This is a genomic window from Exiguobacterium sp. RIT452 (genome assembly GCF_003598705.1).
In the GTDB taxonomy this organism is placed as follows: domain Bacteria; phylum Bacillota; class Bacilli; order Exiguobacteriales; family Exiguobacteriaceae; genus Exiguobacterium_A; species Exiguobacterium_A undae.
Genome location: NZ_QXJB01000001.1, coordinates 257365 through 280183 on the forward strand (window position 1 = coordinate 257365; position 22819 = coordinate 280183).

The 22819-nt window shown below is 50.2% G+C and carries 19 protein-coding genes, 1 riboswitch and 2 other annotated features; of the genes, 13 read left to right on the plus strand and 6 right to left on the minus strand.

Annotation, left to right across the window (positions count from 1 at the left end; all coding sequences use genetic code 11):
- Window positions 1-5: 5 nt before the first annotated feature.
- The 12 genes from buk to trpA all read left to right on the plus strand — a co-directional run bounded on the left by buk (window position 6) and on the right by trpA (window position 12748).
- The gene (buk, locus tag D3D03_RS01325) at window positions 6-1109 is read left to right on the plus strand and encodes a butyrate kinase (RefSeq protein WP_119923078.1); all 1104 of its coding nucleotides are present in this window, start codon (window positions 6-8) and stop codon (window positions 1107-1109) included.
- Complete coding sequence (lpdA, locus tag D3D03_RS01330; protein ID WP_119922504.1) at window positions 1079-2500, plus strand: dihydrolipoyl dehydrogenase; 1422 nt, start codon at window positions 1079-1081, stop codon at window positions 2498-2500. Before buk ends, lpdA begins: the two co-directional genes overlap by 31 nt.
- A gap of 13 nt (window positions 2501-2513) precedes the next feature.
- Window positions 2514-3527, plus strand: a complete 1014-nt coding sequence (locus tag D3D03_RS01335; protein WP_026833545.1) for a thiamine pyrophosphate-dependent dehydrogenase E1 component subunit alpha — start codon at window positions 2514-2516, stop codon at window positions 3525-3527.
- Window positions 3524-4507 carry an alpha-ketoacid dehydrogenase subunit beta gene (locus D3D03_RS01340; protein ID WP_026833544.1) on the plus strand — a complete coding sequence of 328 codons (984 nt, stop codon included), beginning with the start codon at window positions 3524-3526 and terminating at the stop codon, window positions 4505-4507. The genes D3D03_RS01335 and D3D03_RS01340 overlap by 4 nt, the downstream gene beginning before the upstream one ends.
- A 13-nt stretch (window positions 4508-4520) precedes the next feature.
- Window positions 4521-5813: a dihydrolipoamide acetyltransferase family protein gene (locus D3D03_RS01345; protein ID WP_119922505.1), complete on the plus strand. Its 1293-nt coding sequence runs from the start codon at window positions 4521-4523 to the stop codon at window positions 5811-5813.
- A 62-nt stretch (window positions 5814-5875) separates the two neighbouring features.
- Window positions 5876-6108 (plus strand) — a binding site (T-box leader).
- 47 nt (window positions 6109-6155) lie between these two features.
- Window positions 6156-6400 (plus strand) — a binding site (T-box leader).
- A 52-nt stretch (window positions 6401-6452) separates the two neighbouring features.
- Complete coding sequence (gene trpE, locus D3D03_RS01350; protein ID WP_119922506.1) at window positions 6453-7847, plus strand: anthranilate synthase component I; 1395 nt, start codon at window positions 6453-6455, stop codon at window positions 7845-7847.
- Entirely contained in the window at window positions 7844-8410 is a 567-nt protein-coding gene (locus tag D3D03_RS01355; protein WP_119922507.1) for an anthranilate synthase component II, read from the plus strand. Before trpE ends, D3D03_RS01355 begins: the two co-directional genes overlap by 4 nt.
- Window positions 8411-8415: 5 nt before the next feature.
- Window positions 8416-9435: an anthranilate phosphoribosyltransferase gene (trpD, locus tag D3D03_RS01360; protein ID WP_119922508.1), complete on the plus strand. Its 1020-nt coding sequence runs from the start codon at window positions 8416-8418 to the stop codon at window positions 9433-9435.
- Window positions 9432-10208 (plus strand): indole-3-glycerol phosphate synthase TrpC, encoded by a 777-nt coding sequence (gene trpC / locus D3D03_RS01365; protein ID WP_119922509.1) that lies wholly within the window; start codon window positions 9432-9434, stop codon window positions 10206-10208. The genes trpD and trpC overlap by 4 nt, the downstream gene beginning before the upstream one ends.
- On the plus strand, window positions 10195-10773 hold the full coding sequence (locus tag D3D03_RS01370; RefSeq protein WP_119922510.1) for a phosphoribosylanthranilate isomerase: 579 nt from the start codon (window positions 10195-10197) through the stop codon (window positions 10771-10773). Before trpC ends, D3D03_RS01370 begins: the two co-directional genes overlap by 14 nt.
- Window positions 10770-11969 carry a tryptophan synthase subunit beta gene (gene trpB, locus D3D03_RS01375; RefSeq protein ID WP_026833537.1) on the plus strand — a complete coding sequence of 400 codons (1200 nt, stop codon included), beginning with the start codon at window positions 10770-10772 and terminating at the stop codon, window positions 11967-11969. Before D3D03_RS01370 ends, trpB begins: the two co-directional genes overlap by 4 nt.
- Window positions 11969-12748 (plus strand): tryptophan synthase subunit alpha, encoded by a 780-nt coding sequence (trpA, locus tag D3D03_RS01380; RefSeq protein ID WP_119922511.1) that lies wholly within the window; start codon window positions 11969-11971, stop codon window positions 12746-12748. Before trpB ends, trpA begins: the two co-directional genes overlap by 1 nt.
- A 92-nt stretch (window positions 12749-12840) precedes the next feature.
- Here the strand turns inward: trpA and D3D03_RS01385 are convergent, their stop codons facing one another.
- The 6 genes from D3D03_RS01385 to D3D03_RS01410 all read right to left on the minus strand — a co-directional run bounded on the left by D3D03_RS01385 (window position 12841) and on the right by D3D03_RS01410 (window position 21718).
- Window positions 12841-14829: a penicillin-binding transpeptidase domain-containing protein gene (locus tag D3D03_RS01385; protein ID WP_119922512.1), complete on the minus strand. Its 1989-nt coding sequence runs from the start codon at window positions 14827-14829 to the stop codon at window positions 12841-12843.
- Window positions 14830-14953: 124 nt separating this feature from the next.
- On the minus strand, window positions 14954-15670 hold the full coding sequence (locus tag D3D03_RS01390; protein ID WP_026833534.1) for a peptidoglycan DD-metalloendopeptidase family protein: 717 nt from the start codon (window positions 15668-15670) through the stop codon (window positions 14954-14956).
- A 321-nt stretch (window positions 15671-15991) separates the two neighbouring features.
- Entirely contained in the window at window positions 15992-16882 is an 891-nt protein-coding gene (locus D3D03_RS01395) for a diacylglycerol/lipid kinase family protein (protein ID WP_026833533.1), read from the minus strand.
- Window positions 16883-17002: 120 nt separating this feature from the next.
- Window positions 17003-18478, minus strand: a complete 1476-nt coding sequence (locus D3D03_RS01400) for an alanine/glycine:cation symporter family protein (RefSeq protein WP_119922513.1) — start codon at window positions 18476-18478, stop codon at window positions 17003-17005.
- Window positions 18479-18698: 220 nt separating this feature from the next.
- Window positions 18699-20558: a ribosomal protection-like ABC-F family protein gene (abc-f, locus tag D3D03_RS01405; protein ID WP_119922514.1), complete on the minus strand. Its 1860-nt coding sequence runs from the start codon at window positions 20556-20558 to the stop codon at window positions 18699-18701.
- Between the two features lie 278 nt (window positions 20559-20836).
- Entirely contained in the window at window positions 20837-21718 is an 882-nt protein-coding gene (locus D3D03_RS01410) for a DUF1002 domain-containing protein (protein ID WP_026833530.1), read from the minus strand.
- Window positions 21719-21907: 189 nt separating this feature from the next.
- A riboswitch (TPP riboswitch) is annotated at window positions 21908-22013 on the plus strand.
- A gap of 74 nt (window positions 22014-22087) precedes the next feature.
- Here D3D03_RS01410 and tenA point away from each other — a divergent pair.
- Complete coding sequence (tenA, locus tag D3D03_RS01415) at window positions 22088-22783, plus strand: thiaminase II (protein WP_119922515.1); 696 nt, start codon at window positions 22088-22090, stop codon at window positions 22781-22783.
- The last annotated feature ends 36 nt before the right edge of the window (window positions 22784-22819 follow it).

The window sequence follows — 22819 nt, forward strand, 5'->3', positions numbered from 1 at the left end:
GTTTCATGAGCGAACGTATTTTAACCATCAATCCGGGTTCAACCTCAACGAAAATCGGAATTTTTGATGGAACAGAGCAAGTGTTTACAAAAACGTTGCGCCATTCAGCTGAAGCGGTCGGAGGACCGCTTTCAGATCAGCTGAACATCAGACGCCAAGTCGTCCTCGATGTGTTGGCACAAGAACGGATTGAATTGAAAGCGCTTACGGCAATCGTCGGGCGTGGCGGTCTGCTTCGTCCGCTCGTCAGCGGAACCTATCAAGTCAATCAAGAGATGCGGGACGATCTGTTAAACGGGACGTTTGGCGTCCATGCTTCAAATCTCGGTGGTCTGCTCGCCGATGAGATCGGTCAATCACTCTCGATTCCGGCATTTATCGTCGATCCGGTCGTCGTAGACGAACTGGAACCGATTGCCCGGATTACAGGCTTGCCTGAACTTGAACGGAAAAGTATTTTTCATGCTTTGAACCAAAAGGCTGTCGCGAAACGCTATGCCAAGGATATCGAAACACCGTATGAACAATTGCGGCTGATCGTTGCCCATATGGGTGGTGGAATTACAGTTGGGGCTCACCTCAACGGACGTGTGATTGATGTCAACAATGGACTGGATGGAGAAGGCGCTTTTTCGCCGGAACGGAGCGGGTCCTTGCCTGTTGGTCAACTAGTAGAACTATGTTATAGTACCAAGTATAAACTCGAAGAAATGAAGCGTCTGGTCGTTGGGTCAGGCGGACTTGTCGCGCACTTAGGCACTTACGACGCGGTTGAAGTCGAACGCCGGATTGACGATGGCGACGAAAAAGCTGCTTTATTATATGACGCGATGGCGTATCGAGTTGCAAAAGAAATCGCAGCCCAAAGTGCTGTTTTATATGGTCAGGTCGATGCAATCCTCTTAACGGGTGGACTTGCCTACAGTGACCGGTTGACCAGTGCAATCGAAGAACGGATTGCGCATCTCGGGTCTGTCGTTCGGATCCCGGGAGAAGATGAATTACGGGCTCTTGCGGAAGGTGTATTACGTGTCCTGCGCAATGAGGAACAAGTTAAGGAATATGGAGGCGAACCAAAATGGCTAGAGAATTCGACGTCGTTGTCCTAGGTGGTGGACCCGGTGGATATGTCGCAGCGATTCGAGCTGCCCAAGCCGGGAAGACGGTAGCAATCGTAGAACAAGGGAAACTCGGGGGAACCTGTCTTCATCGTGGATGTATTCCTTCCAAAGCATTTTTGAAGTCGGCAGCGGTTTATCAGACAGTCAAACACGCCGCTACATATGGCGTCGACGTACCGGAATCGTTTTTACGGTTCGAACAGGTCAAACAACGGAAACAAGACATCATCGATGGTCTCGAATCCGGAATACAGCATTTGATGAAAAAAGGAAAAATTGAAGTCTTTCACGGTCGCGGTTCGATTCTTGGACCAAGTATCTTTTCACCGATGCCGGGAACAATCAGCGTGGAGCCGGAAGAAGGCGACGGCGAGTTGATTTTACCGCGCCAGCTGATTGTTGCGACGGGTTCACGCCCACGTCCGTTGAACGGTCTGGCGTTTGACTCGGAGTACGTCCTCAGTTCAGATGAGGCCCTCGATATGAATGCCTTACCCAAATCAATCGTCATCATTGGCGGCGGTGTCATCGGGATTGAGTGGGCTTCGATGCTGACGGACTTTGACGTCGCTGTCACCGTCGTCGAGTTCAGTGATCGGATTTTACCGACGGAAGATCAAGCCGTCAGCCGGGAAGTTGCCCGTCAGCTCAAAAAGCGCGGCGTCAAGATCATGACGAGCGCAGCTGCACAAAGCGACAGCTTCCAATTGACAGAGTCCGGCGTGACGATTGCTGTCGACCGTAACGGCGACAAGACGACGCTTGCGGCAGATAAATTATTGGTCGCGATCGGTCGGATGGCGAATGTCGAAGGGATCGGACTTGAAAATACGAACATTGTCGTTGAGAACGGATTTATTCAAGTTGACGATGAATTCCGGACGAAGGACAATCACATCTTTGCCATCGGCGATGTCATCGGACGCCTGCAACTGGCGCACGTGGCGTCGGCAGAAGGTACAAAAGCGGTCGAGACGATTGTCAACGGTTCGACGACACCGCTCAACTATGCGTTTGTGCCCCGTTGTATCTACAGTGTACCGGAAGCGGCTTCCGTCGGTTTGACAGAAGCGGAAGCACAGGCGGCCGGGCTCGATGTCAAAACGGGAATGTTCTCGTTTAACGGTCTCGGAAAAGCGCGGATTGAAGGCGAAGCGGCAGGATTCATTAAACTCGTCTCCGATGCGAAAACGGATGATTTGGTCGGGGTGCATATCGTAGGACCAAAAGCGACCGAGTTGATCAGTGAAGGAGGACTGGCGCTCGTCCTAAATGCAACAGCCTGGGAGGTCGGTCAGCTTGTTCACCCGCATCCGGCGCTTTCAGAAGCATTTGGTGAAGCAGCGTTAGCAGTCGATGGATTAGCGGTTCATGCCTAAGGAGGAAAAACAGATGGAAAAAATAGAATTCAAAGAACTCGTCGAACTGGGTTTGACGGAGCAAGATGCCATTCAAATGTTTGAGACGATGGTCCGGGCACGGAAGATTGACGAACGGATGTGGAAGTTGAACCGGGCGGGGAAAATTCCATTCCTCGTCTCCTGTCAAGGACAGGAAGCGGCACAAGTCGGTGCGGCGTACGCTCTTGAAAAAGGAACGGACTACATCTTGCCGTATTACCGCGATCTTGGTGTCGTCCTGCACTTCGGTCAGACGTCGCGTGACATCATGTTGTCCGCTTTCGCCAAAGCGGAAGATCCGAACTCCGGCGGACGTCAAATGCCGGGCCATTACGGGTCACGTGCCCTCAACATCGTCACGGGATCTAGCCCGGTGACGACGCAAGTCCCTCACGCCGTTGGAATTGCCCTAGCTGCGAAGATGCGTCAAGAGCCGCTTGTAGCCTATGTCTCATTTGGGGAAGGCTCGTCGAACCAAGGCGACTTCCATGAAGGCGCAAACTTTGCCGGCATCCATAAACTGCCGGTCATCCTGTTCTGTGAAAATAACAAATATGCGATTTCGACGCCGCTCTCGAAACAATTGTCGGCGAAACACGTCGCCGACCGGGCAATCGGTTACGGCATGCCGGGTGTGACGATTGACGGTATTGATCCGCTTGCCGTCTATAAAGCCGTCAAAGAAGCCCGTGAACGTGGTCTTCGTGGTGAAGGTCCGACATTGATTGAGGTTGAAGTCGAACGGCTTGTGCCCCATTCATCGGATGATGATGATAAATCGTACCGTTCAGCAGAAGAATTGGCTGAACTGAAAACACGTGACGGGGTCAAACTGTTCCGTGAAAAATTGATTCAGATGGGTGTCTTGACGGAAGAAACGGCACAAGACATCGAAGCGAAACTTGAACAAGAAGTCGATGAAGCGACGGCTTATGCGGAAGCAGCGGCCTATGATACAGCTGAAAACACACTCCGTTACGTGTACGATGAGGGGGAAACGAAATGACGACGTTAAGTTTAATCGAAGCGATCAACAGTGCAATCAAGGAAGAAATGGAACGCGACGAATCGGTGTTCGTCCTCGGAGAAGACGTCGGCGTCCGCGGCGGCGTTTTCCGGGCGACACAAGGTCTACTCGAACAGTTCGGGGAAGCACGTGTCATCGATGCACCGCTTGCTGAAAGCGCAATTGCCGGTGTCGGAATCGGCGCTGCGATGTACGGGATGCGACCAATCGCTGAGATGCAGTTTGCTGATTTCATCATGCCGGCCGTCAACCAAATCGTCAGTGAAGCGGCAAAAATCCGGTACCGTTCAAACAATGACTGGTCGTGTCCAATCGTCATCCGGGCACCATTCGGCGGCGGGATTCACGGAGCACTTTACCACTCACAATCCGTCGAAGCGATGTTCAATTCAACACCGGGCTTAAAAATCGTCATTCCGTCTAATCCGTACGATGCAAAAGGATTGCTGAAAGCAGCCATCCGTTCCAATGATCCGGTCTTGTTCTTTGAACATAAACGCGGATACCGTCTCTTGAAAGGCGAAGTCCCGGAAGAGGATTACATCGTCGAAATCGGCAAAGCCGATGTGAAGCGGGAAGGCGAAGATTTGACGGTCATCACGTATGGACTTTGCGTTCAGTTCGCCCTTGACGCGGCAACACGCCTTGAAAAAGACGGCATTGACGTCCATATTCTGGACTTACGGACGGTTTATCCGATTGACCGGGAAGCGGTCGTCGCAGCAGCCCGAAAAACGGGGAAAGTCTTACTCGTGACAGAGGACAATAAAGAAGGCAGCGTCATGAGTGAAGTGTCGGCGATCATTGCGGAAGAAGCACTGTTTGATCTCGACGCGCCAATCGAGCGTCTGTGTGGTCCGGATGTACCGGCGATGCCATACGCACCGACGATGGAAAAATTCTTCAACGTCTCCAGTGAAAAAATCGAAGACAAAATCCGGACGCTACACGCGTACTAAGGGGGAAACGTCAATGAAAACCGAAACATTAACGATGCCACAACTTGGTGAGAGTGTAACGGAAGGGACGATTTCCCTCTGGCTCGTCAAACCAGGCGATACGGTCAAAAAATATGATCCGATTGCAGAAGTCATCACTGATAAAGTCACGGCAGAAGTTCCGTCGTCGTTTGATGGTGTCATCGATCAACTTCTCGCGGAAGAAGGTGACACACTGCAAGTCGGGGAAGCGATCGTCACCTTGCAGGTCAGCGGCGGTTCAACGGAAGTCGCGGCGACGGAAGAAGCCGTTCCAGCTGTCGAAGACACACCGGTTTCCAGTGACCAGTCGATGAAAAAACGCTATTCACCCGCTGTTCTGAAGTTATCGTCGGAGCATGCGATTGATCTTGAACGAGTGACGGGGACGGGAGCCGGTGGACGGATTACCCGAAAAGATATCTTAAAAGTGATTGAGACGGGACAAACGCGTCAGCCGGATACCGTCGAAGCGCCGACGATTCAATCAGTCCCGGCAACAAAACCAACAACACAACCGGAACGACAAGAACAGCCGCAAATCGCGCGGCCTCAAGCAGCTAAACCGGTGACGAGCACGACAGAAGCCGGAGACATTGAAATTCCGACGGCAGGTGTCCGTCAGGCCATCGCAACGAACATGGTTCGTTCGAAGCAGGAAGCACCGCATGCCTGGTTGATGATTGAAGTCGACGTGACAAATCTGGTCGAAGCCCGGAACCGCCATAAAGATGCCTTCTTCAAACAAGAAGGCGTGAAATTGACGTTCCTGCCGTTCTTCATGAAAGCAACGGTTGAAGGTCTAAAAAAACATCCAATCATGAATTCAACTTGGGCAGGCGACAAGATCATCCAGAAAAAAGCGATCAACTTGTCACTGGCTGTCGCAACGCAAGAAGCCTTGTTTGTACCGGTCGTCAAGAATGCCGATGATCTCAGCATTAAAGGACTGGCCCGGGCAATCGATGATTTCGGCAAACGGGCGCAAGCCGGCCAGTTGTCTTCAAGCGAGATGCAGGGCGGAACATTTACGGTCAACAATACCGGATCATTCGGTTCGATTCAGTCGGCACCGATTCTGAATTTCCCGCAAGCGGCGATTTTATCCGTTGAATCGATCGTTAAACGTCCGGTCTGGGTCAATGGGATGTTTGCAGCGCGCGACATGGTCAACCTGTGTATGTCGATCGACCACCGGGTGCTCGACGGACTCGTAGCCGGTCAATTCCTCCAGACGGTCAAGCTAGCACTCGAGTCAATCGATCCGGATCAATTGTCTTTATATTGATTCAGACAAATCTATTGACAGAAAACGGTTTCCGACGTAACATAAAAAACAATTAGACAACAACAGACGCAATGACGAAGAGAAGTAGCCTATGAAACGATTCAAGAGAGCTGATGGGTGGTGCGAATCAGTATCGGGAAACAGGTGAATGGACTTCTGAGCATCAGACCGAACTTACAGTAGGCTCTGACGGCTACCTCCCGTTATCGAGGACGACGAATCAGGGCAACCGGTTTGTTCGAGGGGACTAGTAATAGTCAACGAAGGTGGTACCGCGGGTCTTCCCGTCCTTCATGTTTATCATGAATGGGCGAGAAGACCCTTTTCGTATTCAACTGCATAAAAAAATCGATGAATGAGTTAAGTAGTCAAACAAATCGTTGTTCCAGAGAGCGGGAGAGAGGTGGAACTTCCGTACAACGATGTCTGATGAATGGTCTCATGAGAGCATGGCTGAACGGTAAGTAGGTCATGACGGAAGCCCCCGTTATCTTAGGCTACGATGTCTCGTCAAGACGCATCGGAAATGAGAGGGAACATTTGTTGTTCCAATTGTGAGGTGGCACCGCGAGTCTATCGTCCTCCATACGGCATATTTGCTGTATGGAGGACTTTTTTTATATCAGGAGGCGAAACAAGATGATCGAGACAGAACAATTGATAATGGAACAACTGGAGATGAACGGAGATGAACTGACACCGATTTCGATTTTTTTACAGCTCGAAGGGGACCGGAAATGTCTGCTTGAAAGCTCGGCAAGCGCGGGTAACGGCCGTTACTCGATCATCGGGGTCAACCCGGTCGAATTGCTTCGGGCGGAAGGAAATCAGGTGACACGGCAAAATCTTCACACACGAGAGACGCATGCGATGACGGGGAACCCCGTTCAACTCTTGCAACAAGCAGTCACCCGTCCGGCTACCGAAACGGATTTCCCGTTCCTGAGTGGCGCCATCGGCTATGTCGGGTATGATGCGATTCGTGCCTATGAAAACATCGGTGCCGTGCCGGACAGCGACCGGAATTTACCGGATGCCTTGCTTGCCGTGTATGACGAAATCATCTTGTATGATCATTTGGAACACCGGGTCCACTTGATCCAGACGTCACTCGGAGGACTGACTGACCGGGAAGAGATGTCCCGGCGACTCCATGAACGTAAAGCACAGCTGGAACAGACCGGGGAACGGACACGGATGGAGCGACCGCTTGAAAATATCGTCTACCAACCGCAAATCGAAAAAGAGGCGTTTCTTTCGTTGGTTGAACAGGCGAAACAACATATACGGCAAGGGGATGTGTTCCAACTCGTGTTATCGCAACGACTCGATGCGACTTTCGCCGGCGATCCGTTCCACTTTTACCGGAAACTCCGGCAGGACAACCCGAGTCCGTACCTCTTTTACATCGATTTAGGAGAAGTGATCGTGCTGGGTGCGTCACCGGAAAGTTTGATTCAAGTCAAAGGACGGCACGTGACGACAAATCCGATTGCCGGAACACGACCGCGTGGGAAAACGAAACAGGCGGATCAAGCACTCGCCGACGAATTGCTACACGATGAAAAAGAACAAGCCGAGCACCGGATGCTCGTCGACTTAGGACGAAATGATCTAGGTCAAGTGTGTCAGGTCGGAAGCATCCATGTGTCACGGGAAATGGAGATTGAACGCTTCAAAAATGTCATGCATCTCGTTTCTGTCGTCGAAGGGACACTCGCCGAAGGAAAAACGGGAGCCGATGCGCTCGTCGCCTGCTTACCGGCCGGGACGGTCTCGGGTGCTCCGAAGATTCGTGCGATGCAGTTGATCAATCAATACGAAACGAAAAAACGGGAAGTGTATGCCGGAGCGGTTGGCTATTTTGATGTCAGCGGGAATTTAGACTTTGCTCTGGCGATCCGGACGATGGTCATCCAAGACGGAAAAGCGTACGTTCAGGCTGGAGCGGGTATAGTCTATGATTCCGATCCGATCCTTGAATTCGAGGAGACCTTGCATAAAGCGAAATCCTTACTGGAGGTTTGGAAATGATTGTACTGATCGATAATTATGATTCCTTTACCTATAACCTGTATCAATACGCTGCGGCGTATGATGAAATACAAGTCATCCGCAATGATGCGATTGAAGTGAGTGCAATTGCCGCATTACATCCGGCAGGCATCATCTTATCACCGGGACCGGGAAACCCGAACGACGCCGGGATATGTCTTGACGTCATCCGGACGTATTCCGGGAAAATTCCGATTCTCGGTGTCTGTCTCGGGCATCAAGCCATCGGGCAAGCATTTGGTGGAAACGTCGTTGAAGCAGCAGAAATCCGCCATGGTAAAACATCGAACATCCGACAGACCGGACGGTTGTTTGAAGGGTTGCCGGAACAACTGGACGTGATGCGGTATCATTCCTTGATCGTCGAGCGGACCACCTTACCGGACGTCTTGGAGATCACCGCTACGACAGAAGACGGAACGATCATGGCGCTGGAACACCGCGACCATCCGACTTACGGGATTCAATTTCACCCGGAATCGATCGGCACACCACTCGGGCAACAGATGATTCAACGATTTATCGAACTGACGAAGGAGTGACAGGAATGAAGGATGTATTGACGAAATTAACGAATGCCAACCATCTCCGTTATGAAGAAATGCAACAGGCTGCGCGCCAATTGTTTGCGACGGATGTCACGGACAGCGAAATCGCCGCCTTTCTCGTCGCCTTAAAAGCGAAAGGGGAAACCGCAGAAGAATTAGCAGGTCTGGCCTCAATCATGCGTGAAGTCGCACTCGACATTCCGGTGACGGGAACGGATTTCATCGACAACTGCGGTACGGGGGGCGACGGCTCCCAGTCGTTTAACATCAGCACGACGGCTGCATTTGTACTGGCCGGCGCCGGAGCGAAGGTTGCGAAACACGGCAACCGGAGTGTTTCCAGTAAAACCGGCAGTGCCGATGTGCTTGAAGCGCTCGGTGTGAAGTTAGATGAGACACCGGAAGAACTGGCGGCATTGCTTGAGACAAACGGGATCGCTTTCTTATTCGCCCAACGGATGCATCCCCGTGTCAAACAAATCATGAAAGTACGCCGCGACTTACGGATTCCAACGATTTTTAATCTGATTGGACCACTGACGAATCCAGTGCCGCTAAAAACACAGTTACTCGGCATTTATCGCGAAGATTTACTTGAAACGATGGCCTTGACGCTACATCGGCTCGGACGAAAACGTGCGATCGTGCTTCACGGAGCCTGTGGAATGGATGAAGCGTCACTAGCCGGGACGAACCAACTGGTCCTGCTCGACCAAGGCGAATTGATTCGCTTCAGTCTCCATCCGGAGGAAGTGGGTTTATCGGTCGCACCAATCGAAGCCATCCGCGGCGGAACAGCAGCGGAAAACGCGGACATTCTCTTACGGGTCTTGCAGGGAGAAGCCGGTCCATACCGCGATACGGTGTTACTCAATGCCGGAATCGCCTTGTTCGCTGAAGGACGCGTTCAAACGATTCGTGAAGGAATCGAACGGTCGGCAGAGAGCATCGACTCCGGTCAGGCACTTGAAAAATTACAATACTTGCAACGGATGAAACAAGAGGAGGCAATCGGATGAATATCTTAGACCGTATCATCGATACGAAACGACTGGAAGTCGCACAATTGAAAATGACCGGGGTTCCTTCGGCGGAGCATCGCCCGTTAAATCCATCGATTCATCAATCACTTGGCGGGACCGATTTATCCGTCATCGCGGAAATCAAACGGGCCTCACCATCAAAAGGCGACATCTCATTAAACGTCGATCCGGTGGAGCAGGCGAAACGGTATGCCGCCAGCGGCGCGACCGTCATCTCGGTATTGACGGACCAGACGTATTTTAAAGGGAGTATGGAAGATCTGGTAGCCGTCACCGCAGCCGTCGATGTGCCTGTCCTCTGCAAAGATTTTATGGTTGACCGAATTCAAATTGATTTGGCGAAAGCACACGGGGCAAGTTTGATTCTGTTGATTGTCGCGGCACTCGATGATGACACGCTACACGATCTGTATGACTATGCTTATGCAAGCGGGCTTGAAGTCCTGGTCGAAGTGCATGATGCGACGGAGCTCGAGCGAGCAGAACGGTTACAGGCAAAAATCATCGGCATCAACAACCGGAACTTGAAGAAATTCGAAGTGAGTCTCGACACGTCGCTTGCGTTACTGAAGACGAAGTCGCCGGATGTCCGGTATATCAGCGAAAGTGGGATCAAGACGGTCGAGGAAGCGAAAATGTTGCACGCAGCGGGAGCGGATGGGATTTTAATCGGCGAAACCTTGATGCGGGCGGAAGATCCGGCTGATTTCATTCAAGCTGTCAGTGGAGCCAAACATGACACGCATTAAATTTTGTGGGCTGAAACGAATGGAAGATGTGCACTACGCGGTTGACCGGGCCGACTATATCGGATTTGTCTTTGCCCCAAGCAAACGTCAAGTCACGCTGGCGGAAGCTGCGACGCTCCGGTCAGAGATTCCCGAAACGGTCCAAGTCGTAGGTGTGTTCGTCTCACCGACGCGCCAAGAGGTCGAGGAAGCGATTGAGCAGGTCGGGCTTGACATGATCCAGCTCCATGGACCGGTCGCGGACGAGCTGTACCGCAAGAAACGGGTTCCGATCATTCAGGCGCTCCCGGCGGATGCACTTGATGCGATTCACCCGAAAGCGGATTTTGTTTTGTTTGATGCACCGGAAGCAGGCAGCGGGCAACCGTTTGATTGGACGACGGACTTACAAGCGGATCAACCGATATTCGTCGCAGGTGGTCTGCAGGCAGCTAACGTCGGACAAGTGATTGAACGGTATGAACCGTTTGCCGTCGATGTCTCAAGTGGTATTGAAACGAATGGTCAAAAAGATACGAAAAAAATGCAGGCATTTCATGATGCCGTAAAGGAGACTTTTAAATGACACGTTATTCACAACCGGATGCACTGGGACAATACGGAATCTACGGAGGCCGTTATATCCCGGAAACGTTGATGCAAGCCGTCCTTGAGCTGGAACAAGCCTATGCCGAGGTGAAAGAAGATCCGGCGTTTCACGAACGGATGAATGATTTACTCGAAAACTATGTCGGTCGCAAAACACCGCTCTATTATGCCGAACATTTGACGCGGGCGATCGGCGGTGCCAAAATCTACTTGAAACGTGAAGATTTGAACCATACCGGTGCCCATAAAATCAACAATACGATCGGTCAAGCCTTGCTCGCTGAACGGATGGGAAAACGAAAAATCGTCGCGGAGACCGGTGCCGGACAACACGGTGTGGCGACAGCGACCGTCTGTGCCTTGCTTGATCTCGAATGTGTCATCTTCATGGGTGAAGAAGACATCCGCCGGCAAGAGCTCAACGTCTTCCGGATGGAGTTACTTGGTGCCAAAGTCATTTCTGTAACCCAAGGGAGCCGGACGTTAAAAGACGCTGTCAACGAAGCGTTGCGTTACTGGGTCAAACATGTCGACGATACACATTACTTGATGGGATCGGTCCTCGGACCACACCCGTTCCCGGAAATCGTCCGTGATTTCCAAGCCATCATCGGTCAAGAGACACGAGCGCAAATCCTTGAAAAAGAGGGCAAGTTACCGGAAGCCATCGTCGCCTGTGTCGGAGGCGGCAGTAATGCAATCGGCATGTTCCATCCGTTCATCGATGATGAGGAAGTGGCATTGTACGGCATCGAAGCAGCCGGAAGCGGACTCGACACGGAAAAACACGCCGCCACGATGTCAAAAGGTGAAGTGGGTGTCCTGCACGGATCGATGATGTATCTGTTGCAAGATGATCATGGTCAAGTCACGGAAGCCCATTCGATTTCGGCCGGATTGGATTACCCGGGAGTCGGACCGGAACACAGTCTGTTAAAAGATATCGGTCGTGTTCAGTATGAGGCCGTGACGGACCAACAGGCACTTGATGCCCTGCAACTGCTCTGTCAAAAAGAAGGCATCATTCCGGCACTGGAGTCGGCCCATGCGGTCGCGCAGGCGACGGAACTTGCAAGAGGGATGCAACCGGAAGAAGTCGTTGTCATCTGTCTCTCCGGACGCGGCGATAAAGATGTCATGACCGTCAGAAACGCCTTAAAGGGGGAAGCATGATGCGATTAGAACAAGCAATCCGTACAGTCAACGAACGTGGTGAAAAAGCCTTTATCCCGTATGTCATGGGAGGCGACGGAGGCATCGACCGTTTACCGGACATCTTAGCGTTCCTCGAAAGCTCCGGTGCAACAGCAATCGAAGTTGGTGTACCGTTTTCTGATCCGGTCGCCGATGGTCCGGTCATTCAAGAAGCGGGACTCCGGGCGTTGGCGCAACAGATCAGTTTGAAGGATGTGCTGGAAGCGATCCGGATTGCGCGTCAGTCGACAAGCGTTCCAATCGTCGTCATGACGTACTTGAACCCGATTTTCCGGTTCGGCATTGATTCGTTTCTCGCAACCTGCCGCGAAGTTGGTGTTGACGGGCTGATTATTCCAGACTTACCGCTCGAACAAAGCGATCAATTTTTTGCTGGCCGCAACAAACAGGACATTGCGCTGGTTCAACTCGTGTCGCTGACGAGTCCGATGGAACGGATTGAAAAAATTGCGACGCACAGTGAAGGATTCCTCTACGCCGTGACGGTCAACGGAACGACAGGGGGACAGACCAACTTCGATGATGCACTCGAGCAACACTTGGCGAACGTGGCACAACTCAGTCCGGTTCCGGTTTTGGCCGGTTTCGGAATCAGTACACCGGCGCACGTCCGGCAATTAGGTGCAAGCGTCGCCGGTGTCATCGTCGGCAGTAAAATCGTCGAATTGCTGCAACAGGGGGATGAAGCGGCAATCGAACAGTTGATGGCCGCCCGGTTACCGGATGTGACAGTATAAGTGGATCTAAAAAATGACGGACTTTCAGCCGTCGGAACATAAAAAGGGATGCCTGGATTATATATCCCGGCATCCCTTTTTTGCAGTCAGTCTTATTTTTTGGCGTGACTTTTCAAGACATCGGCGACGAGACCCGATACATACGGGCTGCCCCGGTCTTCTTGCTCGACCGATTCGATCATGATGGCGACGAGCAAATCTTTTTTGTCATCATCGTAGCCGACGAAAAAGCCGTTTTCTTGTCCGTTTTCTTCGCCTGCTTTTTTCAGTTCTGCCGTTCCGGTCTTACCAGCGACCTTCACTTCTGGAATGTCCGCTGGGAGCGGGAAACCGGCATGGACGACGTCATAGAGGTCGTCCCGGATCATGGCGGCGTCTTTTGCATCGAGCAGGTCTTGTTTCCAGACCTGCTTGGTTTTTTCGTCTGTCAATAATGTCGGTCGGTAGATAATACCGTCTGTCAGGAAGATTTCGTACATCGAAGCGAGATGCAGAATGTTCGTCAACATCTGTCCCTGTCCGTAAGACGTGTCCATCAGCTGACCGTCGGAAGCAATCGAGCCGTCATTTGAAATTTGCGATGCCCGCATCGGATAGGTGAAGGGAATCTTTTCTCCATAGCCCAATGCTTGAAGACCCGACGTAAACGTCTCTGTTCCAAGCTGCTCGAGCGTCGATTTCGCAAAATAGACATTATCCGAGTAAACGAGCGCATTGTGCAGATTAACCGGATCGGGTGTCTCGTGGATTCGGGTGACATTAAAGCCGTCGACCTTGGTTTTTAACCCGTCAATCGTATACGCTTGTTCCGGATCAAGCGTTCCACTCTTTAAGCCGACTGCTGCCGTCAACGGCTTTTGGGTCGAGCCGGGGGCGAAGGCACTCGTGAAGCGGTTCAAGAGTGGTTGATCAGGATTATTTGTCAGCGCATCGAGTCGCGCCTGTGAAATTCCGGTCGTAAACTCGGACGGGTCGAAGCCGGGCGAACTGAGAAGAACCCGGGTCTCGCCTGTCCGTGGATCGATTGCAGCAGCAGTCCCCGGATCTTCTTTCATCGCGTTATATGTCTGCTGTTGCAACGTTCCGTCAATCGTCAGTTGGATGTCCTGTCCATCCTTTGCTTCGGTTTCTGCTACGGCAACGGTCGAATCATCCGGTTTGATGATTTCGATTCGGGCACCGGACTTGCCACGCAACGTCTCATCGAGCACTTGCTCGAGTCCACGCTTTCCGACTTGTTCTCCGGGTTGAATCGTTTCCTTGGATTGTTTGATGTCATCAGCAGTCGCTGAACCGATGTAGCCGATCAGGTGTGAAGTCGCTTTACCGAACGGATACGTGCGGACTTCCGTTTCTTTGACAGTGACACCATCCACTTGTTTGAGTCGCGTCAGTTGTGATCTGTCATCCGCCGCAAGCGTCTTCAAGGGAACAAATTGTCCGTCCTTGACCCAACTGGCGCCGAGTGCATCTTCGATGGCAGAGACGGGACGGTCAAGCAGTGTGGCAAGTGTCGAGAGATCGTCAACTTGTCCTGCCGTGGCACCGACTTGATAACCGGTACCCGTTGTTGCCAAGGGGCGGTCGTTTGAGTCGAGCAGGTCACCGCGTTTTGCTTCGATCGTCGTTAACTGGACCTTGTCCTCTTTCTTGAAATCCTTCAAGACAAACGACGAATCCCAGTTGATGTACCAGTTTTCCGTGTCTCCTTGTTTCTCAAACGTCAACGGAACTTGTTTTTCATAAGAAACCGGTCCTGCCGTCGTCTCGAAGGAAATTTCGACAGGGAGAGCGGCTTTGTCTTGATCATCGCTTTCCGGTGACTTCAGGCGTTTGACGGACAGTTCTTTGATGTCCAACGAGTCGGTTAATTTTTTTGTTCGTTCAATGAACTCTTTTTTACCGTATGTTTGTTTGGTTTGTTCACTGGCGTAATCGGCATACATCTTGTCATAATCTTGTTTCTCCCATAATTTAATATAGGCATCTAACCGTTCTTCAGGGGTCGGTTGATCCTGGCAACCAGCAAGGATCGTCAGCGCGAAGCTGGTCGACAGGATAAGCGGGAGCGTCTTCTTCAAGGGAAATCCTCCTTTTACGATAAGTATGTCTTACCACCGTATCATGCTTTACGAAGGATTTCATCTCGAACGAACGACAAAAAATCACGCGAAGACAAAGCTTCGCGTGAGGAAAGTTCCGTTCTTAATTAAAGTAGTTCAGCGGGTTGACGCTGTTCGCAGCAGATGAAGCACTATAAACGTAGTTTCCACGGTGCATTTCGAAATGCAGGTGTGACCCGAATGAGTTACCAGTGTTGCCGATATTACCGATGCGTGAACCTTTGGCGATTGTTTGACCGACAGACACCGCACGGCTGCTTAAGTGAGCGTAAACTGTCGTATACGAAAGACCGTTTACTGTGTGTTTCATCATGATGTGGTTGCCGTACGCGCCGTAATAGCGTGATGTGATGACCGTTCCGGAAGCCGATGCGTAAACCGGTGTTCCCGTTGGAGCGGCGATATCGATTCCGTTATGGAACGTATAGCCATAAACACCGCTGGCTGCACCGTACCCTTGAGCAATCCGACCGCTGGCTGGACGTGAAAACCCGCTTGTCGCTTTTGAAGATGTCGTCACGCTGTATTTTTTTGCATATGTAGAAGAGATGTAACGTGCCGTACCACCATACGAAATTTTTGTCCATGATCCGGAAACACCAAGATAGTTGAATGTCTGACCGCTGTTGACGCTGCCGACAACTTTATAAGCAGTCGAAGGACCTGTCCGAACCCGTAAACCATCAGCTGTTACTTTTACTTTGTATGTTGTTGCCGCTTCAACTTTTTCAGTGCCTGTTGTAGCGAAACCAGAAACCACCAGTGCTGTCATTGTCATAGTTGTAATCATGCGTTTCATGTAGAAGTTCCTCCTAAAGTGTGAAAGGCGACGGACGATTATGTAAGGGAACAAGACCCTTTCAAAGTTGTAAGATGTAAGGCGTATGTAAGTAATATGTATAAATATTTTCTTGATAGAATGATTATAGCATCGCGAATAACACAAAAATATTTCAGTTTCATTGCAAGGTTATAGTTGTATAACATATATTGTAATGGGTAATTTTTCAATCTGAATTCAGGATTAATCCTTTTAAAATAAATTAAAAATCACTATTTTTTAAAAACAGAACAGAAAAAAGCCGTTGATTCATCTCAACGGCATGTTTGATGCAAAGGTTTATTCCGTGATGGGTGAAAAAACAGTCAAATGTTGTGGTAACACTTGGACCGTTACCGGAAGATGGCCGGCTGTATCTCCATCCGCGTTGATCGGAAGTCGTTCTTTCGAATCGACGTGAACTTGAGATGTCGTAAAGTAGTCGACTTGATCGGCATCTGAGATGTTTCCAGTCAAGAGTTTTGGCAAGGCTTGCAACGCATCAAAGAAACCAAGCTGTTTGACGATGAACACATGTAACAATCCGTCATCAACGCGGGCGTCCTTGGCGAACGATTCGAAACCGCCAACCGAATTGGTCAAGGAGATAATCAGAAGCGGCGTTTCACCATCAAACGATTTTTCTTCGGCTGTTAATTGGATCGGGTAGGGGCTGTGGTCTTTAAACGCTTTTAATCCTTCAATGAAGTAAGCGACAGAACCGAGGGACGTTTTTTGCTCGACACTCACTTCCTCGACTGCTTCGGCGATTAAGCCGACAGCAATGACATTCATGAAGTAGTGATCGTCATACTTGCCGATGTCGAGTGGACGGGAAGGAGCGTCTTCCAAAACGCGGATCGCCTCTTCTGCATCTGTCGGAATATTTAAAGCACGGGCCAAATCGTTTACCGTGCCGAGTGGAACGATTCCGAGCGTCGGCCGATGATCTTGTTCGGCAATTCCGGTGATGACTTCATTGACCGTCCCGTCTCCTCCCATGGCGACGACGGCATCGTATTGTCCGAGTGCGGCCTCTTTCGCGAATTCTGTTGCGTCGCGTTCTTTTTCTGTAAAGCGAACATCGACTTCCGTAAAACGTTGCGCTAACGTTCCCTCTGCGAGTTCGGCATGTTTTTTGCCAAGTTCTTTACCGGATGACGGATTGATGATGAGCATGACTTTTGACACAAATGATTCCTCCTTTGATTCTACCTGTTCCTATTTTCCCAAGATTGCATAAACGTAATCCTGAACAGAAAAAAACCTTGGATATTACGGAAGGCGTAACATCCAAGGCAAGGCATACAATTAGCGGCGCGCGATCGGAGGCGGTGACGCTTCTCCAGCTGCAGGACGGACGGCTTCTTCTTCATCCCAACACTCTGTGTTTTCAATGCCGAGTGCTTTTGCCGAGAAGACCGGATCAAGTCCTTTTTTCCGTTGTTCCTGGTAATCGTTGATGACTTTGAGGGCGATGCCGCCTAAGAGCGAGATCGCTGTCAAGTTGATTAACGTCATACCGGCCATGAAGAGGTCGGCGAAACTCCATACCATACCGAGGCTTAAGACAGAACCGATGAAGACGAAAGCCATCGTTGCGATTCGGAATCCGAACACAGCGGCTGGACTCTTTTTGATGAATTCGATGTTCGTTTCACCGTAGTAGTAACTGCCTACGATTGAACTGAAAGCGAATAAGAAGACACAGATTGCGATAAAGGCAGGAGCGACGGCACCCAATTGTTCACCTAATGCGTTCTGTAACATCGCGATTCCTTCGCCGTTACCGGCTGCATAACTGTCGCTGAGAAGAACGATGGCAGCAGTTGCTGTACAGACGATCAACGTATCAAGGAAAACACCGAGTGTCTGTAAGAAACCTTGTTTTGCAGGGTGAGAGACTTCCGCAGCGGCTGCTGCATTTGGTGCAGACCCCATACCGGCTTCGTTTGAGAACAGACCACGTTTTACTCCGAGCGAGATGGCAGCTCCGACGGATCCGCCAAATGCTTGTTCAATTCCGAACGCGCTCTTGAAGATCATTGCGAAGACACCAGGAAGTTCCGTGAGATTCGTGACGACGACGAAGAGAGCAGCGATTAAATAAAGACCTGCCATGACAGGAACGACGATGGCTGAGAATTTTGCGACGCGGTGGACACCACCGAAGATGACGAGTCCTGTCAAGACGACCAAGATACCACCGATGACAGCTTTGTTGATACCGAATGCATTATCAAAGGCTGCAGCGATCGTGTTCGATTGAACCGAGTTGAAGATCAAACCGAATGTGACAGCGATTAAAATCGCGAAGACGATTCCAAGGGCACGGTTTTTTAGTCCTTTTTCAATGTAGTAGGCTGGACCTCCGCGGTAAGCATTGTTTTTTGTATCGCGGACTTTGTAGACTTGAGCCAGTGTACTTTCGATTAAGGCAGTAGCGCCTCCGAGCAAAGCGACCATCCACATCCAGAAGACGGCACCCGGACCACCAAGCGTGATGGCGATGGTAACACCGGCCAGGTTACCGGTTCCGATTCGTGTAGCGGCACCGATGAAGAACGATTGAAGCGATGTAATGCTTTCTCCTCCGTCATCCGTCGTTTTTTCATTTTTATCGAGCGTCACTCGGAACATTTCTTTTAAGTACCGGAACTGAATGAACTTCGTCCGAATCGTGAAATAGATGCCGACCCCGATCAGTGCTGCGATTAAGATATAAGACCATAAGATGTTGTTCGCAAAATCGACTCCTGATTGTATTGCTTGTTGAAAGGCATCCATTTGAAAAATTCCTCCTAAAGTTTTTTTGTAGAAAAAATAGCTATACGTTGAATTATACGAATTTTCAGATAATATGCAAGATAAATTTTAAAACTTTTTTTCATAAATTAACACGGTTAACTATTTAGAAAGTAGAGAATTTGAACTGTTTTTAAAAAATAAAAGAGACCTGTCGACTAAATCGACAGGTCTTAAAATCACATAATTTAGGAGGAATGACTCATTCCGAAGCTAAAAATTGTTCGTATTGCGCATCGAGCTGTTGGACAAGTAGTTCACGGACAGAAAAAAGTTTCACCGTCTCTTCATAATCCGTCGTTTCAGCAAGTTGCCGATCAAGCATCGTCAGTTCCTGTTCCAATCGTTCGATCGTCGCTTCTACTTGACGTGTTGTCTGTACTGGAATAGAAGGAGAGGGTCGTTTTTTAGCAGAAACGACGTTCTTCGGTATTTTGGCGACAGGCGGCTGTGTTTGCCGTTTGGTTGACGCATAGGCATACGAACCGGGAAACAGCTCCATCGTCTGATCAAGCCAAAGGGTCTTCGTAAACAGCCGGTTCAAGAAATAGCGGTCGTGCGAAACGGCGATCAACGTTCCGTCAAATGATTCGAGTGCTTCTTCGAGCGCATCACGTGATTCGATGTCGAGATGATTGGTCGGCTCATCCAAAATCAGTACGTTCAAATCGGAGTGGACCAGAATCGCGAGCATCAGCCGCATCCGTTCACCACCACTTAACGCCTCGACCGGTAAGAAGACCCGGGGGCCAAAAAACAAGAACTGGGCGAGACGCTGCCGCGCCGTTCCTTCATCGAGATCAACGGTCGCGCGAAAAACGTCGATTAAACGTTCACCGGGCGGGAAGTCAATGCGTTGCGACAGATAGCCGATTTTCACTGACGGTCCACGCGTAATCAGACCGCTTGTCGGTTCGAGATGGCCTAACAGGAGATGCAATAGTGTGGATTTTCCGCTTCCGTTTGCGCCGACGATGGCGATTCGATCTTTTGCTGAAATCTCAAAGGTTAATGAATGAAGCAACGGTTGCTTAGAGAAGGCGATGCTGACATCCTCGACGCGGTAAACCATCCGGCTCGTTTTTCCATGTGCTGCAAACGTAAGATCGGGGGTCTCGGCGTCAAGCTTCGGGCGTTTGATCCGTTCAATCCGTGCAAGTGCCCGTTCCATCGATTTTGCTTTTCGGAACAGTTTTTCGCTTGGTGGTGACGCTTCGTTTGCCCATTGCCGCAGACGGCGGATCGCTTCCTTCATCTGCTTGATCTTCTTCTGTTGTTCCTGGTAAGCATGGAATTGCTCAAGTAGAAGGCGTTCCTTTTCCTTCACGTAAAACGTGTAATTTCCCTGGTACAGCTGAATCTGACCCTCCTCCAGTTCAGCGATGCGCGTCACGACCGCATCAAGAAACACACGATCGTGGGAGACGATCAGGACAGCCCCGGCATAATCAGCTAAAAAGGATTCCAGCCACTCGACGGCGTCTAAATCCAGATGGTTTGTCGGTTCGTCGAGGATCAACAACTCCGGCTCGGTCAACAACATCCGTCCGAGGCAGATTTTTGTCTGTTCGCCGCCGCTGAGCTGCTCAAACGGACGATCCAAAAGGGCATGTAACTGCAAGCCGTTAATCATCCGGTCGATTTTGGAATCCAGCAAATATCCGCCTTGGCGCTCAAATGCTTCCGTCTCTTGCGTGTAGCGCTCGAGCAACTGATCGATCTGATCGATGTTTGTCGCCATGTCCCGTTCGATTTGTTGCAGGGAGTGTTGTAAACCGACAAGCGTGGCGAAGGCAGTCCACAGGACATCACGCCCCGTCATTACGTTGTCGAACACGGGAAGTTGTGCCAAATAACCGATGGAGAGCCCGCTTTTTTGATAAATCGTTCCGCTGTCTTCGGAATCAAGCCGGGCAATCAAACGTAAGAGCGTCGTTTTACCGCTTCCGTTTCGGCCGATCAAGCCGATCCGGTCTTGGTGCTCGATAAAGAGGGAGACGTCCGTTAAGATATCGTCGCCTCCGAATTGTTTTGTCAGGTGTTGGATGTCGCAGATCATCATATGAAATATCCTCTCTGGCGCATCAAAAAAAGGAGAGCGCAAACAGCACTCTCCTTGACTCGTGGAAGATGCGCTTTGCTTTATTTTTCAGGTATTGGGTTCGTTAAAAAAGGGCAGACTAGTCCCTTAGAACGCCATTCCATGAAAAATCGCGCGCAACAGATACAGTTGTTCCATCAACCAATGCTTACACGCAGCAAAACCCATGTCTTCACACCACCTTTTCCGATTCAATACATCTATTTTACCATGCCTGACAGAAAAGAAAACGTTAATCTTTATTTAAACAAGCCGGCAATCGAGTTGAAGAATGCACTGAGACCATCAAACAACTTCGCAAAAAATCCTTTTGTCTCTTCTGAGGTCGCGAAGGCCTGGATATCTTGTCCAGCATCTTTCAGTCCACTCTCGATTTGACCCCAGTTCAGGTCCGCTTGTTCCATTTGATTAAACAGTCCGGTCAACCGGTCCATCTGAGCATCGGATAAATTGATGTTATTGTTTTGGATGACTTGGACGATGACGTTTTCAATTTCGACCTTCGTTTCCGGCTGTTGTTTCGCGATTTCCGCTTTGATTTCATTCATCAAGTCGGCGACTTTATCCGTCCCGACCGTTTTCCCGACATCGGATGTCACAGAGAGTTCTTGCTGGGCAAGGTCTTTTCGTTCATCCGTCAGTTTGATGCCGGTCTCGGCAGAGGTTTGATCGTACGCTTTCATGATCCCGGTCAAAGCCGAAGTTCCGGTTACCTTGTACGGGGACGTGATCGTAATGTCCGCATCCGTTACACCCGCCGTGACGAGGGCGTTGAGGTACATGTCTTTTGTGACCCAGGTGATGTTTTCGGTCGCGACAGATAATCCATCACCTTTTTCCGCCAACTCAATTTTAGCGGAAGAGTACATGCCGCCACCCCGTTGTGATTGGGGAATATTTTTCCCGAGATATTTTTCTTCATCGGCAGATGTTGCGATAATCGGAGTGATGCCTTCCGGTGCATTCAAGCGGGACAAGACCCACGATTTATCCTTTGCCCCAAGGGATTCGCCAAGGGTGACGATTGTTTTGTCAACCACTTGCTCAGCAGATGCGGCCGTCGGTAGCAGTAAGGTGGTAGCAAGTAAAGCAGATGCCGTCCATGTGATTGTTTTATTCATAAAAGTTCCTCCATAAGTTAAGTATCAGGTACTAAATTTAGTCTAATCGACCGGCGACAGAAGAGAATCGGTCTCAAGGACGAGCCGCCATCCACCTTCCGTCATGTTCATTGTACAAAAAAAATGAGCGAAATGACGAGAAAGGATCAATTCCACATCAAATCATGATAAACTCAAAACAAATCAAATAGCGACCACTAGGGGAGTCAGTAGGCTGACTGAGACGACGGAGACGTTCGGACCCTTTGAACCTGATTAAGTTTGGACTTACGGAGGGAAGTGGCGTGGACGATCCTCTTTTTATGGTCTTTTCACGTCATGCCTGACATCGGGTGTGGCGTTTTTTTGATTAACAAAGGGGGAAACGACATGACATTCAGTGAAGAAATCCGGCAAGCGGCACAACAGTATTGGGACAGCAGCTTTAGCCATCCGTTCGTCACAGGGATCGGAGACGGCACTTTGCCGCTAGCGAAGTTCCGCCATTACGTCCTGCAAGACGCCTATTACTTAAAACATTTTGCGAAAATCCAGGCCCGCGCTGCTTCGAAAGCCCAAGATTTTGCGACGATCGCTGAACTGGCGGAGCATGCGACATCGACGTATGCCGCAGAACTCAGTCTGCACCAATCGTTTTTTGAACCGCTTGGGATTGCAAGCGAGACGCTGGCTGAGTTCGAACCGGCACCAACGGCTTATGCTTATGTGTCGCACATGCATCATGCGAGTGAAGGGACGCTGGGGGAGACGATTGCCGCTATTTTACCGTGTTATTGGCTTTACTATGAAGTCGGACAGCAGTTACAAGGCTGTACGCCGGATTCTCCAATCTATGCGCAATGGATTGCGACATACAGTTCCGAATGGTTTGAACGGGTCGTCTTTGAACAAGTTGATCGTCTGAATGATTTGGCGGAGCGGGCAAGTGCCGAAGAACGGGAACGGATGAAACAACATTTTGTTAAAAGTTGTTATTATGAATTGATGTTTTGGCAGATGGGGTGGACGGAAGAGACGTTTGAAAAACAGTACATGCAGACGATGGAAATCACATCATCGAAGTAAGGAAAAACGTTTAAATCAACAAACACCGGATCCGAC

Coding starts and splice junctions, on each gene's coding strand:
- D3D03_RS01355 (WP_119922507.1), top strand. CDS start 7,844: ATGATTGTACTGATCGATAATTATGATTCCTTTACCTATAACCTGTAT.
- trpC (WP_119922509.1), top strand. CDS start 9,432: ATGAATATCTTAGACCGTATCATCGATACGAAACGACTGGAAGTCGCA.
- D3D03_RS01390 (WP_026833534.1), bottom strand. CDS start 15,670: ATGAAACGCATGATTACAACTATGACAATGACAGCACTGGTGGTTTCT.
- tenA (WP_119922515.1), top strand. CDS start 22,088: ATGACATTCAGTGAAGAAATCCGGCAAGCGGCACAACAGTATTGGGAC.
- trpE (WP_119922506.1), top strand. CDS start 6,453: ATGATCGAGACAGAACAATTGATAATGGAACAACTGGAGATGAACGGA.
- D3D03_RS01370 (WP_119922510.1), top strand. CDS start 10,195: ATGACACGCATTAAATTTTGTGGGCTGAAACGAATGGAAGATGTGCAC.
- D3D03_RS01400 (WP_119922513.1), bottom strand. CDS start 18,478: ATGGATGCCTTTCAACAAGCAATACAATCAGGAGTCGATTTTGCGAAC.
- trpA (WP_119922511.1), top strand. CDS start 11,969: ATGCGATTAGAACAAGCAATCCGTACAGTCAACGAACGTGGTGAAAAA.
- trpB (WP_026833537.1), top strand. CDS start 10,770: ATGACACGTTATTCACAACCGGATGCACTGGGACAATACGGAATCTAC.
- lpdA (WP_119922504.1), top strand. CDS start 1,079: ATGGCTAGAGAATTCGACGTCGTTGTCCTAGGTGGTGGACCCGGTGGA.
- abc-f (WP_119922514.1), bottom strand. CDS start 20,558: ATGATGATCTGCGACATCCAACACCTGACAAAACAATTCGGAGGCGAC.
- trpD (WP_119922508.1), top strand. CDS start 8,416: ATGAAGGATGTATTGACGAAATTAACGAATGCCAACCATCTCCGTTAT.
- D3D03_RS01340 (WP_026833544.1), top strand. CDS start 3,524: ATGACGACGTTAAGTTTAATCGAAGCGATCAACAGTGCAATCAAGGAA.
- D3D03_RS01345 (WP_119922505.1), top strand. CDS start 4,521: ATGAAAACCGAAACATTAACGATGCCACAACTTGGTGAGAGTGTAACG.
- D3D03_RS01335 (WP_026833545.1), top strand. CDS start 2,514: ATGGAAAAAATAGAATTCAAAGAACTCGTCGAACTGGGTTTGACGGAG.
- buk (WP_119923078.1), top strand. CDS start 6: ATGAGCGAACGTATTTTAACCATCAATCCGGGTTCAACCTCAACGAAA.
- D3D03_RS01410 (WP_026833530.1), bottom strand. CDS start 21,718: ATGAATAAAACAATCACATGGACGGCATCTGCTTTACTTGCTACCACC.